Below are 16,137 nucleotides of genomic sequence, written 5' to 3' on the forward strand. Positions count from 1 at the left end.
GTTTCAGCTCCCGGTCGGTCGCACGAGGGCGGCCGCGGTGCGCAGCAGGATGCAGACGTCCTGCCACAGCGACCAGTTGTCGATGTAGGCGTTGTCGAACCGGGCCCGGTCCTCGATGGAGGTGTCACCGCGCAGCCCGTGGATCTGGGCGAGCCCGGTGATGCCGGTCCGCATCCGGTGACGGGCCGCGTAGCCGGGGTGGTTCTGGCTGAACTGGGCAACGAAGTAAGGGCGTTCGGGTCGCGGGCCGACCAGGCTCATGTCGCCCCGCAGCACGTTCCACAGCTGGAGCAGTTCGTCCAGCGACGTCTCGCGCAGGAAGCGGCAGAACGGGCTCATCCGCACCTCTCCCGCCACGCTCCACCTGGTCGCCGACTCGTGCTCGTCCACCGGACGGTGGGTGCGGAACTTCAGCAGGGTGAACGGGCGGCCGTCCCGGCCGATGCGTTCCTGCCGGAACACCACGCCCGGTCCGCCGGTCAGCCGCAGCACCGTCGCGAACACCAGCAGCAGCGGACCGGTCAGCAGCAGCAGCGTCCCCGACACCGTGACGTCCAGCAGTCGCTTGCCGAGGCCGCCGCCGCGCCCGGTGCCCATGTCCAGCCGCCGGCAGGGGAACCCGGCGAGCTGTTCGCGGCTCGCGTACGACGGGGTGTCGGCGTCGACCTCCCACACGGTGCAGCCCGACTCGGCGAGCGCCCGCAGCAGCGGACCCTGCGCGGTGCGCACCGAGGGATGCACGCACAGGACCTCGCGGACGCCGTTCTGGATCAGGGCCCGCTGCACCTCCTGACCGGAGGTCAGCACCGGGAGCCCGTCGGTCCCGTCCGGACGGTCGGGGCGCTCGGCGACGATGCCGACCGGCCGGACGCCGTAGCGGGGATGGCGCAGCACGGCGGCGGCCACCCGCTGCGCCGTGGCCGCCGGGCCGACGACCAGCGCGGCGTGCGGCCGGCGCAGCAGCGTCCGACGGCGCAGCAGATGGACGACGGCCCGGCCGGTGCAGCAGACGAGGGCCTGGGCGGCGAACCCGAGGGCCAGGGTCCGCGCGGACAGCGCGTGCGCCGGAGCGTACGCCGCCACGAGCGCCCCCAGCATGAGCCAGGCCACCGCGATCCGCCCGCACACGACGGGCAGTTCGTCCAGGACCCCGGCCACCGGCCGTGAACGGTGGGGGCGCAGCAGCATCGTCGCCGCCACCAGCGCGGCGACCAGCGGCGTGCGGTGGGGCGTCCCGGCCAGGGCCGGGGCGCCCGCCGCCGCGGCGAGAGCGTCGGCCAGCAGCAGGGGCAGCGGCGAGACGGGCCGGCCGGCGGGCCGCCCGGCGGGGAACCGGAATCCCGCCGCGCTCTCGCGCCGCGGCAGGACCGAGACGTGGGCGAACCCGGGCTGCGTCCCGGGCGGGGGGAGGGTGCTTTCCGTGGTCACGAGTGGATGGACTCCCTGTGCTCGGTGGGCACGACCCGCGGCGGACGGCCGCCGGCGGACGGCCGCCGGCCGAGGAGGTCGCGGTACACGTCCGCGACCTGCTCGGCCGTGCGCCGCACATCGTGCGTGGACAGGACGTAACGGCGCCCCTGGTGGCCGAGGGACTCCCGCAGCAGCGGGTCGAGCAGGAGGTCGGTGACCGCCCGGGCCAGCGCGGCGGCGTCCTGCGGGGCGACCAGACAGCGGGGCGCGAGTGCGGCCGGCAGGCTCTCGCGGGCGCCGTCCACCTCCGTCACCACCACCGGCCGTCCGCAGGCCAGCGCCTCCAGCGGGGCCAGCGCCATGCCCTCCCAGCGGGAGGGCAGCACGACCAGGTCGGCGGCCTGGTACCAGGGGACCGTGTCGGCGACGGGTCCCGCGAACAGCACCGATCCCGGGGCGCGGGAGCGCAGCGCGTCATGGTCCGGACCGTCGCCGACCAGGGCGAGCCGGGCCCCCGGCACCCTGGCGGTGACGGCGTCCCACGCGTCCAGCAGCACGTCCTGCCCCTTCTGCCGGCACAGCCGCCCCACGCACACCACGAGCGGGGCGGCCGGGTCGGTGTCCGGCAGGAGCGCGGCGCGCACGGTGTCGACGGGGGCCGGGTGGAAGCGCCGCGGATCGATGCCGTTGGGGACGACCGTCCACCGTCCGGTGATGCCGGCCCGCACCCCGGTCGCCCGCTCCGCCTCGCTCACGCACACCAGCCGGTCGGTCCAACGCGCCCCCCACCGCTCCCACCCGAGGGCCAGCGCGGCGGTGGTCCCGCCGACCGCCTCGAACGACCAGGCGTGCGGCTGGAACACGGTCGGGATCCGCCCCCGCACGGTGAGCCGCCCGGCGAGCCCGGCCTTGGCGCTGTGCGCGTGCACCAGGTCGGGCCGCACCGCGTCGAGCACCCGTGCGAGCCGCCGCATCTCGCCGGGCAGCGAGGGCCCCGGCGCCCGCGACGCCTCCCACCTGAGCACGTCCGCCCCCAGGGACCGCAGGTCCTCGGCGAGGGCACCGGCGGGGCAGGCGACGGCGACGCGCAGTCCGGCGGCGAGCTGGGCACGCGCCAGATCCGTCACGACGCGGGCGACCCCGCCGTCCACAGGCCGGGTGAGGTGCAGGACCCGCGGTCCGACGCCGGGTTCTGGCTGATGCATCGCGCGTTTTCCTCGCTCACGGTGGCGCTCGGACGGGGTGGGAACGCGCCTACTGCTTCCGTGTGCCGACGGCGACGAAGAACACGCCGGCCCACGCCGCGTCCCGCTGGGGAACGAGCCGGACGGCCGGCTGGTCACCGCCGTGCCGCAAACCCGCTCGCGGATCGAACACATCGGGATCGCGGCCGGGCGTGCGGGCGTACGCCGGGACACGCGCCGCCGGAGCCGCCCCCGGCCCGCTGATCGCGGATTTCAACACATCGTCGGATGGACCGACCGGGGCGGACGGCGCCGGGACGGCCCGCGCGCCGGTCGAGCACGTGCACGACTCACCCGAACGGCCGCGGTCCCCGTCGTGGACGGCCGCGAGGCGCCCGGCCTCCGGGGCGGTCCGCGGGGAAGCGGCCGGGGCACCGGCCCGGGCCCGCCGGGAGGCGGGGGCGACGGCTCCCGCCGTCGCGGGGCGCGGCAGCGGATCCAGGAAGTGGCGCATGACCGGCGTGCCCTTTCGGGAAAGGTGCGGTGTGCCTGGTGACAGGCGTGCGAGGGACGAGGCGTCACTCTAGTCACGAACGTCGCTAATCAGGAGAAGTCGGTCATCCGTGTCGGGTTTGTGAAGACCGGCGCGGCGCCGCTTCACCCGTTCGGAGGCAAAACTCCGGGCCGCGTCACGCGTTGACAGACCGCCAGGGCATCCCCGCCCGGGTGCATGTGTCAAAACCTCAAGGAGCACTTCTCCATGTCGCGTATCGCCAAGGGCCTGGTCCTGAGCACCGTTGCCGCCGCGGCCGTCGCCGGGGCCTCCGGCGTCGCCGCCGCCGACAGTGGCGCCGAAGCGGTCGCCGCGCACTCCCCGGGCGTGCTGTCGGGCAACGTCGTCCAGGCCCCCGTCCACATCCCGGTCAACGTCTGCGGCAACACCGTCGACGTGATCGGCGTGCTGAACCCGGCGTTCGGCAACACCTGCGTCAACGACTGACCTCACCTCGACCGGGGTCACGACGCGTACGACCTCATACGGCCGCCCTTTCGTCAGGAGGGCGGCCGTTCGCGTGGTCGGGCCGTCCGGGCCGGGGCCGTCGTCCGCGCCGGGCCGCCGTCCGGCCCGGGGGCGCCGTTCCGCGTGCCGCCCCGAATGGCGGGCGGTCGGCCGGCCGGTCCGGCGGCCCCCGACACGCCGTCCCGGAAGGGGGAGGCGGCCCATGGGGCGGTCACGGAACGCCACTGCGCTGTTGCGGTGAACGACACGCGCTTTCACGCTGAACCTGCGACTCGACGCATAGCGAAAGGAACCCCCATGCGTGGTCTGCCCGTTCGGCCCACCGCCTTCAGCGCACTGTGCGCCACCCTCGTCCTCGGCTTCGCCGCCCCCTCCGCCCTGGCCGCCGACGGGGTCGCGACCCGCGAGCGCGCCCACGCGGTGCCGAGTGCGTCCCTCCCCGGCGCGGAGGCACTGCTCGCACGGGCCAGGAACCTGGACCACATCGAGCCCGCGCTCGCGCCCGTCACCGACCTGCTCGCCACCTCGCTGAGGACGGGCGGCCACCGGGCGGACGCCGACCGCGCGAAACGCCTGCGTGCCGCCGCCGAGGACGCCCTCACCCGGGTGGCCCGGTCCGCCGGCCCGACCGCCGGCCCGACCGGCGGTCCCCCGGCGGTCCGCGCCGGCTCCCGGACGCCGTCCCGGTCCGCCGACGTCACGGACGACGTGCTCGCCGCGGTGGACACCCGGCTGGACGCGCTGATCGAGGCGGTCGCCTCCGGTGACGCCGACCAGATCCTCCCCGCGTCCACGAAGCTGGTGACCGGCCTGAGCGAGCTGGTCACCTCCCTGACGGACGGCCTGTCGCTGCCGGACCTGGAGGCTCTGTCGGACCTGGAGGACCTGTCGGCCCTGGAAGGCCTGGAAGATCTGGAGGATTTGGAGGACCCGGAGGACCTGACGGACCCGGAGGACCTGGCCGAGACTCCCGCCCCGCCCGCCGAGGAGGGGTCCGCGGCGCTCCCGGCGTTGCCGGTCACGCCGTCCACGCTGCCGGCACCGGCGTCGCCGCCCGCCTCCGGGGCACCGGCCCCCGGCGCCTGACGGCCACCCCTCCTTCTCCGCACCCCGGCACCGGCCCGTCCGTGCCGGGGTGCGGAATTCTTCCGCGTCCGGGGTTTCCGCCGTCGCCGCGCATCGTTAGGCACGGCGTCAGCATTCCCCCTGGTGACCCGGGTCGCCGGGCGCCGAAGAAAGGTCCCCGATGAAGTCTCTGAAGGCTGCCGCTGTCGTTGCCGGATCCCTGGTGATCGCGGGTGCCGCCGCACCGGCGTTCGCGAACGACACCGCCGACCTCACCCCCGCCGGGTTCAACGGCGTCGTCGACACGCCCGCCCCGGACTCCTTCGACATGACGCCGCTGCGGTACCAGTCGAACGTGCTCGACACGGAGAACAAGAGCTCCCCCCTCAGCAAGGTCAAGGACGCGACCACCAAGCTCAACACCCCCGGCTCGCTCCTCGGCGGCCTGCCCCTGCGGGGCTGACGTACCGTCCGCGAACCCTTCGGACGGCCGTTCCCGGCACGCACGGGACCGGCCGTCCGCGCTTGTCCGGGAGGGGCCGGCCGACCCCTCCCCGTTCGTGCGCGGTACTCGACCGGTGTCCTCCGCCCGGGTGGAACCGGTGTCCTCCGCGCGGGTGGAAACCGCCGGGCCCGCCCCTCGGCACGCCGGTCGTGGCCGGCCGGGCAGGTGTGCTCACTCCGGTCCCGCGGACGGCGCCGGACCCGGACCGGGCCCGGCCGGGCCCGCCTGAGCGGCCGGCCCGGCCGCGGGCCGGGGTCCCACCGTCCCGTCTGTCGTCTTTCCCGTTTCCCGGTCCGCACGGTGACCCCGCGGGCCGTCGGACGGTTACCGCTGGTGGACAACGGAACCGGAGGAGGAGCACACATGGTCGTCAGCGTGGACGGAACCGCCGCCGTGACCACGGCCCCGGCAGGGACGGCGAGACGAGCGACACGCAGGGACGCGCTGCGCGCGCTGTTCGCCGCCGCCGCGGCCCTCGCGCTCACCCCGCTCGCCGCCGCCTCGCGGCCCGCCCGCCGCCGGGACGGCCCCGGGCCCGCGGAAGCCGCCTTCGACGAGACCTATCTCGGGCGTCACCTGCTCGGCCGTCTCGTCCGGCCGGCCGGCGCGGCCGACGCCGGCCGTTGGGAGATCACCGTCGACGGCCGCCCGCTGCACCTCATGCGCCGAGCCGACGGCACCTGGCTGAGCATGGTCGACCACTACTGCTCGTACGCCAGTCCGCTGGACGCGACCCGCGCCGCCGTCGACGAACTGGGCCCCGGACAGATGCTGCGGGCCACCGCCACCGGCCGTCACGCACACCTGGGGGGACACCGTGGTCTACATCCGTAAGGACGTCAGCACGCTCACCGCCGCCGAGCGCCGGCGCTTCGTCGGGGCCCTCCTGGAACTGAAACGCCGCGGCGAGTACGACGAGTTCGTGCGCATGCACATCGACCACTACGTCTCCGACGGCGAGGGCGGCCTGCGCACGGCCCACATGGCGCCGTCCTTCCTGCCCTGGCACCGCCGGTTCCTGCTGGACCTGGAGGAGGCGCTGCGCCGCGTCGATCCCTCGGTGACGGTGCCGTACTGGGACTGGACGCGGGACCGCACGGCGACCTCCGTGCCGTGGACCGCGGACCTCCTCGGCGGCAACGGGCGGCGCTCCGACCGCCAGGTGACGACGGGTCCGTTCGCCTACGCGACGGGCGACTGGACGATCAGGGAGAACGTCACCGACGTGGAGTTCCTCACCCGCGACATCGGCCGGGCCCGCGACCCGATCGCCCTGCCGACGAAGGCCGACGTCGAACGGGCGCTGAAGGACCCGGTCTACGACGTGTCGCCCTGGGACTCGACGGTCACCCGCGGTTTCCGCAACAAGCTGGAGGGGTGGGGGACCGGCCGGGGCAGCGCCGCCTGGCTCAACCACAACCGGGTGCACCGATGGGTGGGCGGGGTCATGGTCGGCGGGGCGTCCGTCAACGACCCGGTGTTCTGGCTGCACCACGCCTTCGTCGACCTGCTGTGGACCCGCTGGCAGCGACGGCACCGCGAACACCGCTATCTGCCCGCCCGCCCGCCGCTGCCGGGCAGTGACCAGCACGGCCGGGTCGTCGCCCGGAACCAGAAGCTGTCCCCGTGGGGCGTCACTCCCGACCGGCTGGAGGACGTGGGACGGATCTACCGGTACGCCTGAGTCCGCGTCACGCGCGGTCGCCGACTTCACGGCGGACGGGGACGTGAGGGGCAGAGCAGTGCCCGGGGAGACCTGGGAGACCGGAGGGGCCCGGCAGAGGGGAAAAGGGGAGAGCCCCGGCGCTCGAGGTGCCGGGGCTCTCCCGCGGGGTGCCGCGGTGCGACGTCAGCCGCCGTAGCCGTAGTCCTCGGCGTCGCTGTGCTTCTTGTCGCTCTTCTTCTTGTCCTTCTTGTCCTTCTTGTCGCTGTGCTTCTTGTCGCCGTCCTTGTACTCACCCTTGCCGTGGTCGCTGATGTTGGCGCAGGTGTTGCCGACGGCCGGGTTGAGCAGGCCGACGACGTTGACGGTGTTGCCGCACAGGTTGACCGGCACGTGGACCGGGACCTGGACGACGTTGCCGGACAGGACACCCGGCGAGCCCACGGCCGCGCCCTGCGCGCCCGCGTCCGCCATGGCCAGACCGGCTCCGCCGGCCATCATGGCGCCGGCGCCGACGGCGACGGCGGCTGCCTTCGCGATGCGAGACATCACGTTCTCCTTAGTGAATCGGTTCGCGCGGCAGCAGATCGCGCCACCGCACTCCCCGTTCAACGCCGGCCCCCCGGGCAGGTCACGGCGACACCCGCCGGATCACCCTTGCCGCGCACACGCGGGCGCCTAGTCGGCCGCATGGCCGTCGATGCCGGGCCGGCCCGCCGCGCACACGCGGGCGCCTCAGCGGCCGTCCCGGTGCGAGGCCACGAAGTCGGCCAGGGTGGCGATGGACTGGAGACTGTCCAGGCTGAGGTCCAGCGCGGCGACGTCGACGCCGAACCGGGCGTCGACCGCGCCCAGCAGCGTCACCCCGGCCAGCGAGGTCAGACCGATCTCCGGGCCGAACAGGTCGGTGTCGGCGGGGAGTCCGGCGACCACGGCGGCGTCCAGGCGGGCGGCCTCGGCGATCATCGAGCGGAGTTCCCGCTCCACCGTCGCGCGGTCCGTGGAGGAGGGGATGGGGGCGTCCGTCACGCGTCGGCGTCCTTTCGGGGGGAGACGTGCAGCCAGGCGGGGGGTTTCGGCAGGTCGCCGCCGTCCAGGGAGCGGGCCAGTACCGCCCCGTCGTCGTGCTCGCCGTCCTCGGTGCGGCGCAGACCCGCCTGGCGGAGCAGGATCCGCATCTCCAGATTGGCGTCCGTGGGCCGCAGCGTCACCCGGAACTCCCCGGCACCGGATTCCCGCGCCCGCTCCATCAGCCAGAACAGGAACGCCGCGGCGGCGCCCCGGCCGGCGACCCGGCAGGAGAGCGCCAGCAGCGGTACCGACCAGGAGCCGGGGGCGGTCCGGTCCACGAGGGCGGCACCGATGATGCCGTACTCCCCGAAACGGTCGGACATGCGGGCGGTGTACAGGTCGTGCCCGTCGGCGGCGGCCAGCGCGCGCAGCCGGTCGGGGGTCAGGCCGGAGGAGTTCAGACGGTGGGTGCGCGCGGCGAGTTCCAGCGCCCGCGGGACCTCGTCCGGGGCGGCCGCGCCCACCGTGAGGCGCATGTCGCACCAGCGCAGGAACTCCTCGCGGGTGCCCTGGAAACGCTCGCCCTCGGCCCGGCGGGTCTCCTCGGTGCGGTAGCGGCGGACCCGCTCCCGCGACTCGGGGGTGACCTCGCGGTCCCCGAAGGCCGCGAGCAGTGCGGGGACCTCACCGGGGTCGAGGGTGCGCACGCCCGGCAGCAGCGCCTCCACCTCCGCCCGCTCGTAGGGGGAGTCGTCGACCAGGAGGAGTGCCTCCACGGCGATCCCGAGATCCTTCGCGATCCGGCGCAGCGACTCGCTCTTGTCCTGCCAGGACACCTGTGGCGCCAGGAAGCGCTCCCTGAGCTCCGGGACGGCGCCCATCCGGTCGAGGACGGCGGGCGCGCTGCGGCTCGCGAGGCTGCTGAGCACGCCGCGGGCCGCCAGCGCGTCGATCGCGGCCAGCATCTCGGGCCGGGGGACGGGCAGTTCGTCGGTGGGCGTCTCCACCGCGATCTCGTCCCACAGGGTGCCGTCCAGATCCCAGACGACGCACTTGATCCGGTCGGGGGCGTAACCGGTCGGGTCGGGTGCGTCCGGTGTCCCGGGTGCACCCGGTGTCTCCGGCCCGCCCGGTGCGTCCGGTGCCCCTGGTGCCCCGGTCATCGGGGGTCCTCCTCCGGAAGGCGCAGCTTCATCGTCAGGGTGGCGGGGTCGAAACCGAACTTGCGGTAGACCGTGCGCATCGGGACGTTGCCGACGTGGACCCGGCCGACGACCTCCGTGATGCCGTTCGCCAGGCAGAACTCCAGGCCCTCGGTGAGGAGGAGTTCGGCCACGTCGGCGCGGTTGTCCAGGGGCGCGACCGCGAGGGACCGGAAGTTGGCGTAGCGGTCGCCGGTCATCTGGTTCTGGTTGATGCTCACCCAGCACCAACCGGCCACCTCCCCGTCCGGCCGGTGGGCGACGATCATGCCCTCCCTGGACTTCTCCATGGAACGGCCCACGCGGGACGCGTGCCGGGCGGGGTCGTCCACGGCGTCCTCGCCGAAGGAGATGCGGGCGATCTCGGCCTCGAACTCACCGATGGCCGGCAGGTCGCCCTCGTCGGCCTGACGGGTGAGGTAGGGCCGCGCCCGTTCTTCGAGGGCGGCGCGGGCCGCGGGGGCGGGGCGGTACCAGCCGGGCTGCTGGGGCGGGGCGGGAGCGGGAGCGGGGGCGGAGGCGGGAGAGGGCGCGGCGGTGGGCGTCTGGGCCTGGGCCGGAGCCGGAGTCCCGGCCGGTGCCGAAGCCGGTACCGGTGCCTCGGCCGGTGTCGACACCGACACCGGCACCGGCGTCTGCGCCGGCGTGGAGGTGGACGCCGGTAGCGGGGCGGATGCCGGTGACGGGGCGGGCGCCGTGGTCCCGGGTTCGTCCGCCGGTACCAGACGACCGGGGCGGAAGGGACCCTTGCCGCACTGGGGACAGCCGTCCGCGCGCAGGGCGGCGACCGAGGTCCAGCGGGCACCGGGGCCGACCCGGAGCTTCGTGCCGCAGGCCACGCACGTGTACTCGCGCTGCCGGGTCCGCTTGTCGCCCGTGTAGAGGGGGCCCTCGTAGGCACCCTGCCGGGAGGCCGTCGAGGTGGTGGTGAGGAGGTGCTGGAAGAAGCCGACCCCGCCGAGGATGCCGCTGCCCTCGTACTCGTTGAAGTTGCGGACGTAGCCGTTGGTGACCAGGTCGAGCGCCATGATCTCGCGCTGGACCTCGAGCATCTCGTCCGGGCTCTTCCCGCCGAAGGAGAAGAAGATGCTGTGCGCGGGGCCGGGACGCAGGCCCTCCACGGCGCGCGACAGGAACAGCCGGGCGCCCTCCGCGGTGTACGGCGGGTCGGTCATCGCCACGTCGAAGCCGTCGTGCAGTTCGGCGGGGAGCGGGCGGCGCAGGTCGTGCTCGACCGTCTCGACGCGGGTGCCGAGTCCCGCGGACACCTCCCGGATGTAGGCGAGGATCTCGGGGGAGATGTCGACGACGGTCACGCGCTCGACGATCGGGGCGCCCAGGACGTCCCCGACGACGGCGACCGCCAGCGAGACGAGGTCGTCGTCGCCGACCAGCAGCAGGGAGCCGCCGGGCAGCGCGCCCGCCGCGAGCAGCGCGAGGACGCGGCGCACCTTGGTCTCGGGCGTGCAGTGGGACTGGTCGATGGCCATGTCGGCGGCCGGACCGGCCTCCATCAGGGCGCGCAGCCGTCGTACGGCCTCGTCCAGGACGGACGGGATCACCAGTTCGCGGCCCTCGCAGGTGCCGCAGGTCGCGTCCAGCGTGAGGTCCATGCCCAGCTCGGCCACCACGTCCAGGCCGGCCGGGGTCAGCCGGGAGGGGCGCTCCTTGGTGAGCAGGTCACGGCGGCGCAGTTCGTTCCCCAGCGCGGCCACGATCGGGACGGGCAGGCCGGTGGCCCGGCTGATGTCCTTCGTGGAGGCGGGGGCCAGGCGGCGCAGGGCTCGCAGCACGGAGCGCACTCCGGGCGGGCCCTCCTGAAGCCTGACGGCGTCCGCGACTTCCGTGAGCACTCGATCGGCGGGGGTACTCCGACGGTGTCGAGGCGCGTTTTTCACAAAGCTGCTCCGGGCGGGCTGATGGAATCCAGGGCTATCGAGTATACGGGCTGCTGCGGAGTCGGCCCGACCCGGCCGCGGCGCGGGAAATGCGGAAAATCGAAGGAGGGAAAGGGGAGTTCTTTTCCGGGCGTCCGAAGAATTGTTCCGCCGGTATTCGGAAGGCGGTGAGGAGGGCGGTGTTGCAGCCCTTGACAGCGTGCGTGCGCGAGCCGTAGAGCGACCCGGATGCTAGGCTGGGCCTGATCGAGCGCCGGTTTTCGGCCTCGGCGCCTTCCCCTTCGGACGCGCGGACCAGCGCACCTCTATGTGAAAGGAGACGGGGGCAGCGGATCGCGACCCCCGGTTCCCCATGACCAACCCCGCCAGCCTCGCCACCGAGGGTATAAACGTCGACGATTTGTGCTCCTACGCCGTGGACGTGTGGGTCAGCGACCACAGCATCCTGACCGACGAGGAGCGCCTCCTCCAGGTGCTGCGCACGGCCGCCGAAAAGGGAAACGCCCAGGTGCTCGGTGAGGCCTCGCACGTTTTCCCCAATGGTGCGGTCACCGCGATTCTGCTGCTTTCGGCCTCTCACCTGAGCATTCACACCTGGCCGGAATTCAGTCTGGCCAACGTCGACCTGCTCGCCTACGGCCGGCTGAACGGCGAACGGATGATGCAGAGCGTGGAAGTCGGCCTTTCGCCGACGAAGATCAATGTCACGCGCATGCTGCGTGCGGTGCACTGAATTCGGCGCGACGCGATCCGTGACGCCGTGATGTCGATTCCGCGGAGCTTCGATTTTCCGCGTGCACCGATCTCACGGCGTACTGATTTCCCGCCGGACCGACGTCCCGGCTGCCCCGGGAGGGACGCCGGGAGGGATCCGGCGAACACGTCGAACCGGTCCTGAGGCATCGCCGGGCCGATCGGACCGTCGGACCGATCGGCCGCTGGAACGGTCGGACCGGTCGGCCGTCGGAACGGTCGGACCGGTCAGGCCGCTGAACCGGTCGGAGGGGCTGAGGAGCCGTGGCGGTGGCGTCGGCGGAGCACGAGGTGCTGGTGTGGTGGGCCCGGTCGGGCGCCGCCCGGCCCGCGCTCCTCGGCCTGCTCGACTCCGTGGAGCGGGCCCGCCACGAGGCCACCGTCCTGCCGGCCGACAAGGCGCGCTTCCTGGTCGGGTGCGCGCTCAGCCGCGTCGCCCTCGGCGGACTGCTCGGCGTGCCTCCCGCCGCCGTCCCCCTGCGCCGCGTGTGCCCCCGCTGCGGTGGACCGCACGGCAAGGTGGAGCTGGCGGTGCCGCAGGGGTCGCCGTACGCGGACGTCGACTTCTCCGTCACCCACAGCGGCGAGGTGGTCGGCGTCGCGGTCTGCCGGGGAGCCGCCGTGGGGCTCGACGTGGAGGACGACGGAGTCCCTCTCGACGTGGACGCGGCGGCGCGCGCGGCACTCGGCGACGGCGAACTGAGAGCCCTGTACGCCCGCCCGGCCACCGGACGCCGTGCCGCCTTCCTGCGCACCTGGACCCGCAAGGAGGCCGTACTGAAGGCGCTCGGCACCGGCCTCCACGCGCCCTTGCGCGAGCTGGAGCTGTCCGCACCGGACGCCGCGCCGGCCGTCCTCGGCTGGCCCGGTCGGCTCGGCCCGCGTCCCGAGGTGAGCCTGGCGGACCTGACGGTCGCGGGGACGCGCACGGCGGCCGTCGCGGTGCTGGCGGGGGGCGGTGTACGGGTGGCCGTGCAGGCGGGATCCGCCCCCTGACGCCGGTCCTCCGGGGCGTCCCGGCCGCCCTCGACGGGAGGCCCCCGGAGCTTCGCCCCGGCAGGCGGAACATACGGCGCACAGCGAAAACCCTCCCTCGGGGCGAGGCCGGAGACGTGCGCCCCCGGCGGGACCCGAACCCGCGGCCGAGCACTCGGAAGGCGGCTGCCGGGATCACCGACACATGCCTTCCGACCTCGCGTTCCCCGGCTGACGACCACGGACGCGCGGCGCCTTCGACACGTATCCGGCACAGGGGCGGGCGACGCGCGTCGGCTGAAGCCGCGAACCCGGGGTATCCGCCTCAACATGCTTGCTCTGACTGCCTACCGCTCGTACCACGGCACAACGACCGTGTGGGCCTTCGTGGTTGCCATCCTCATCGGGCTGGTGGCGGCTTGGTACATCCGACACCGAAGGTAGGCGCGACACCCGCCGACCTGCTCTGTGACGGCCGACTCGCGCCCGTGCCCAGAGTCGTCTCCTCGGGAGGCTGCGGGCATTTGCGGTTCATCTCTGCGCTGACCTGCGCGAACGGTCACGGTGGGTCGCGCGGGGATGGGACGCCTGCACCGCGGTTCCCCGCTCGATCGGGCACGAGGGGGAACGGCACTCGAGGTGCGGCCTCATCCTCGGCAGGTCGATCAGGGGGTGGTGTCGGCATCGGCCCACCCGCTTTGCTCCCGTACTCCAGCCGTAGATCGTGATCGGGCTCGTGGGGGGGGGCGTGTGGCGGTGCTGCTCTACGCTGCCCTGCATGATCGCCAAGCTGCAGTGTGTGGTGTTGGACTGTGCCGATGTCGTCGCGCTGTCCGGGTTCTACCAGTCGCTTCTCGGCGGCACGGTGAACCAGCCGGATCCGCGCTGGTCGCTCGGCGACGACTGGACGACGCTCCACACGGACAGTGGGCTCGTGCTGGCCTTCCAGTGCGTGGACGAGTACCAGCCGCCGCGGTGGCCGGACCCCGCTCACCCTCAGCAGTTCCACCTCGACCTGGGGGTCGAGGACCTGGACCAGTCCCAGGAAGACGTCCTCCGTCTGGGCGCGACACTGCTCGACGCGGGGGACGGCACGCGGAGTTGGCGTGTCTTCGCGGATCCCGCAGGGCACCCGTTCTGTCTCGTCCGGGACTGACGGGAGACTCCGAAGGAGTGCGGCCACCGTTGATCATCGTGAGTCGCGTGGACGAACAATGTCCGCCGGGCATGGCGTAGCGCGCGCAAGCCCGCCCTGCCCCCGCACGTCTTCGAGTCGCCCACCGGCAGACGGGTGTACGACGCCCGGCACACGCGCCTCACCAAGTGGCTCGACGACGGGATCCCGCCCGCTCAGGTGGCCGAATGGGCCGGGAACGGCGTGCCGGTGCTGTTGGCCACCTACGCCCGGTGCGTCGAGGGGCGGCTCCCCGACCTGAAACGGCGCCTGGAGACCGCGGGAGATCTCCCCGAGCCGCCCGGCACGGGCTGAGGCTCCTCGCCCAGAGCTCCACCGAAGACTTCGACACGTATGCGACACGGCCACCCGCGAAAACCTGGTGGCAGCCGGACGGCTCCGGACCCTCCCCATGATCGTCGGGGGAGGGGCCGGGGCTTCGTCGTTTCGGGTGAAACATGCTCTGGCCAGCAAAAATGCCCTCCCGAGGGGAGGGCGGAGACTTGCGCCCCCGGCAGGACTCGAACCTGCGGCCAAGCGCTTAGAAGGTGCGCGGGTCCAAGCGATGTGCTGACCTGCGTGTTCGCAGGTCACCCACGGACGAAAATCGTCAAAGCGCTTGCTGTCGATTCCGGGATGCCTGCTCGATGGTCGTCTCGGGCAATGAAAGCGCGTGCCGTCGGCCGGAGCGAGGGCGTTCGACAGCGGTGACGCCGCAACAACCACACCGTGAGGTACTTAGGTACTATGGTAACGGAGGTGTTGACCATGACGACGGCAGCGAAGCCGGTACGCCAGTCCCCGCTGAAGGTGGACCCGGCGACGGACAAACTGATCAGCCAGGGCGCTCATTTTCTGGGGCTGACGAAGAAGGACCTGGTGGCCGAGGCGGTCCGGGCATATCTGGAGCAGCGCCGTGAGGATCTGCGGTCCGGGATGGTGGAGGCCCTCAGTGTGCTGGATGGGTCGCTGAAATCGGATGTGATGCTGCTGACCGGACTGACCGCGGAGGAGATCGACGCGGTCGGGGGAATCGAGGAATGAACGGGCCCGGCCCGCTGCGCCCGGCCCGCCCGACACTGCGCTGCTTACGCGAGGATCTGTGCCTCGCGGTGCCGCCGGTCACGGTGCCGCTGGACGAGATCGACCACCCGGTGCTGGCCAAGGCGTCCGAGCAGTTCGCGGACGAGGACGGCAAGCACGAACGCATCCGGTCCGTGGACGACCAAGTGTTGTTCAAGGTCAAGGTGCAGCGATGGCGCGGCGCGGTATGGCTGGACGCCGATCTGCCGTGGCTGGTCGCGGCGGGGCGCCGCGAGGACGGCTCGGGCGATGACTTCTATGCAGCTCTGGAGGCCGACGGTCGCGCCGTCCGGGCTCGCTACAACGCGGAGCATTCCGACGGGCTGAAGACCGCGACGCACACCGCTCACCTCCTGCCCGGACGTGAGGATCACGTCCGGTACCGCGCCGAGGCCGGCGTCCGCTTCGTGCGCCGCCTGCGGGCGACTCTGCTGGACCTGGCGCACGCCACACTGCGCGACGGCCGTGAGCACACACGCGAGTTCGACACCTTCACCCTTGGCCTCCAGGTGCGTGCGGACGACGGCCATGAGACCTACCTCGCCGTCCGGATCACCGGCTCCGTACCGCCGAACCTGACTGTGCTCATCCTGCGCAACGTCCCCGGCTGCGAGGCTGAGGGCTGGTATCCGGAGTACGCCCTGCCGGAGCGGGACCTGCTCCCGGCCGAACAGGCGTGGTCCAACCTCATGGACCCGCGCGCGGCTGCGTAGGTGCTGGACGGGGAGCGGTAGCCAGACATCCGTCAGTTCGAAACGCAACCCCACCTCAGGGTCTGCAGCCGCCATCGTGGGCAGTCAAGGCGCTTGCTCCCGCGGCTATGGGTATTTGGAAAAGAAAGAACCCCTCGTTGCGTTTCCGCAGGTGAGAGGCTATATGCGCCCCCGGCAGGACTCGAACCTGCGGCCAAGCGCTTAGAAGGCGCCTGCTCTATCCACTGAGCTACGGGGGCCGGTTGTGGTGGCCTCGTACCCGGTGCCCGGGTGCGGGCCGATCCGTGACGTTGCCGGGGACAAGGATAGGGCTCCCGGTTCCTCGTCCCGAATGCTTCGCCTCCGTGGCTCGATGTGGAGGTTCAGTGAAGCGGTCCTGATAATCGCAGGCAGGTACGAATCGTGCACCGCTTTTGGCGTCTGGAGCACCGGGTGTTGTGCACTCGTTATGCCTACGCTGCGCCTCTGTCCCGGTCGTAC

The 16,137-nt window shown here is 72.9% G+C and carries 17 protein-coding genes and 1 tRNA gene; 11 read left to right on the top strand and 7 right to left on the bottom strand.

Features of this window, described 5'->3' with window-relative positions:
- Positions 1–3: 3 nt before the first annotated feature.
- Together ACZ5FU_RS16185 and ACZ5FU_RS16190 are read right to left on the bottom strand one after the other, a co-directional pair.
- On the bottom strand, positions 4–1,428 hold the full coding sequence (locus ACZ5FU_RS16185; RefSeq protein WP_451526653.1) for an exopolysaccharide biosynthesis polyprenyl glycosylphosphotransferase: 1,425 nt from the start codon (positions 1,426–1,428) through the stop codon (positions 4–6).
- Positions 1,425–2,615 (bottom strand): glycosyltransferase, encoded by a 1,191-nt coding sequence (locus ACZ5FU_RS16190; protein ID WP_468835251.1) that lies wholly within the window; start codon positions 2,613–2,615, stop codon positions 1,425–1,427. Before ACZ5FU_RS16190 ends, ACZ5FU_RS16185 begins: the two co-directional genes overlap by 4 nt.
- 739 nt (positions 2,616–3,354) lie before the next feature.
- Here ACZ5FU_RS16190 and ACZ5FU_RS16195 point away from each other — a divergent pair.
- The 5 genes from ACZ5FU_RS16195 (at position 3,355) to ACZ5FU_RS16215 (ending at position 6,869) form a co-directional block, all read left to right on the top strand.
- Entirely contained in the window at positions 3,355–3,594 is a 240-nt protein-coding gene (locus ACZ5FU_RS16195; protein WP_451526655.1) for a chaplin, read from the top strand.
- A gap of 318 nt (positions 3,595–3,912) precedes the next feature.
- On the top strand, positions 3,913–4,701 hold the full coding sequence (locus ACZ5FU_RS16200) for a hypothetical protein (protein WP_468644008.1): 789 nt from the start codon (positions 3,913–3,915) through the stop codon (positions 4,699–4,701).
- Between the two features lie 160 nt (positions 4,702–4,861).
- Positions 4,862–5,143 (top strand): hypothetical protein, encoded by a 282-nt coding sequence (locus ACZ5FU_RS16205; protein ID WP_468644006.1) that lies wholly within the window; start codon positions 4,862–4,864, stop codon positions 5,141–5,143.
- A gap of 405 nt (positions 5,144–5,548) precedes the next feature.
- Positions 5,549–6,019: a tyrosinase family oxidase copper chaperone gene (locus tag ACZ5FU_RS16210; RefSeq protein ID WP_451526658.1), complete on the top strand. Its 471-nt coding sequence runs from the start codon at positions 5,549–5,551 to the stop codon at positions 6,017–6,019.
- Positions 6,003–6,869, top strand: coding sequence for a tyrosinase family protein (locus ACZ5FU_RS16215; RefSeq protein ID WP_451526659.1), 867 nt, complete (start codon positions 6,003–6,005; stop codon positions 6,867–6,869). The genes ACZ5FU_RS16210 and ACZ5FU_RS16215 overlap by 17 nt, the downstream gene beginning before the upstream one ends.
- Positions 6,870–7,034: 165 nt before the next feature.
- Here ACZ5FU_RS16215 and ACZ5FU_RS16220 read toward each other — a convergent pair whose 3' ends face one another.
- From ACZ5FU_RS16220 to ACZ5FU_RS16235, 4 genes are all read right to left on the bottom strand, one after another.
- A complete protein-coding gene (locus ACZ5FU_RS16220) occupies positions 7,035–7,397 on the bottom strand; it encodes a chaplin (protein ID WP_451526660.1) in 363 nt (120 codons plus the stop codon).
- A 186-nt stretch (positions 7,398–7,583) separates the two neighbouring features.
- Positions 7,584–7,877, bottom strand: a complete 294-nt coding sequence (locus tag ACZ5FU_RS16225) for an acyl carrier protein (protein ID WP_451526661.1) — start codon at positions 7,875–7,877, stop codon at positions 7,584–7,586.
- Positions 7,874–9,022, bottom strand: coding sequence for an HAD-IIIC family phosphatase (locus ACZ5FU_RS16230; protein ID WP_468644002.1), 1,149 nt, complete (start codon positions 9,020–9,022; stop codon positions 7,874–7,876). Before ACZ5FU_RS16230 ends, ACZ5FU_RS16225 begins: the two co-directional genes overlap by 4 nt.
- A complete protein-coding gene (locus ACZ5FU_RS16235) occupies positions 9,019–10,854 on the bottom strand; it encodes a GNAT family N-acetyltransferase (RefSeq protein ID WP_451775882.1) in 1,836 nt (611 codons plus the stop codon). Before ACZ5FU_RS16235 ends, ACZ5FU_RS16230 begins: the two co-directional genes overlap by 4 nt.
- Positions 10,855–11,311: 457 nt before the next feature.
- On the opposite strand from ACZ5FU_RS16235, the gene ACZ5FU_RS16240 reads away from it, so the two are divergent.
- From ACZ5FU_RS16240 to ACZ5FU_RS16265, 6 genes are all read left to right on the top strand, one after another.
- Positions 11,312–11,692, top strand: a complete 381-nt coding sequence (locus tag ACZ5FU_RS16240; protein ID WP_356559828.1) for an S-adenosylmethionine decarboxylase family protein — start codon at positions 11,312–11,314, stop codon at positions 11,690–11,692.
- Positions 11,693–11,982: 290 nt separating this feature from the next.
- Entirely contained in the window at positions 11,983–12,708 is a 726-nt protein-coding gene (locus tag ACZ5FU_RS16245) for a 4'-phosphopantetheinyl transferase family protein (RefSeq protein ID WP_451526664.1), read from the top strand.
- Between the two features lie 757 nt (positions 12,709–13,465).
- A complete protein-coding gene (locus tag ACZ5FU_RS16250) occupies positions 13,466–13,843 on the top strand; it encodes a VOC family protein (protein ID WP_468643999.1) in 378 nt (125 codons plus the stop codon).
- 135 nt (positions 13,844–13,978) lie between these two features.
- Positions 13,979–14,176 carry a hypothetical protein gene (locus ACZ5FU_RS16255; protein ID WP_451526666.1) on the top strand — a complete coding sequence of 66 codons (198 nt, stop codon included), beginning with the start codon at positions 13,979–13,981 and terminating at the stop codon, positions 14,174–14,176.
- Positions 14,177–14,629: 453 nt separating this feature from the next.
- The gene (locus ACZ5FU_RS16260; protein ID WP_361880148.1) at positions 14,630–14,905 is read left to right on the top strand and encodes a DNA replication complex GINS family protein; all 276 of its coding nucleotides are present in this window, start codon (positions 14,630–14,632) and stop codon (positions 14,903–14,905) included.
- The gene (locus ACZ5FU_RS16265; RefSeq protein ID WP_469045468.1) at positions 14,902–15,657 is read left to right on the top strand and encodes a hypothetical protein; all 756 of its coding nucleotides are present in this window, start codon (positions 14,902–14,904) and stop codon (positions 15,655–15,657) included. Before ACZ5FU_RS16260 ends, ACZ5FU_RS16265 begins: the two co-directional genes overlap by 4 nt.
- A gap of 166 nt (positions 15,658–15,823) precedes the next feature.
- Here ACZ5FU_RS16265 and ACZ5FU_RS16270 read toward each other — a convergent pair.
- Positions 15,824–15,896 (bottom strand) — tRNA-Arg (locus ACZ5FU_RS16270).
- Positions 15,897–16,137: the final 241 nt, after the last annotated feature.

The sequence above is a fragment of the Streptomyces sp. NPDC031554 genome, from assembly GCF_055580685.1.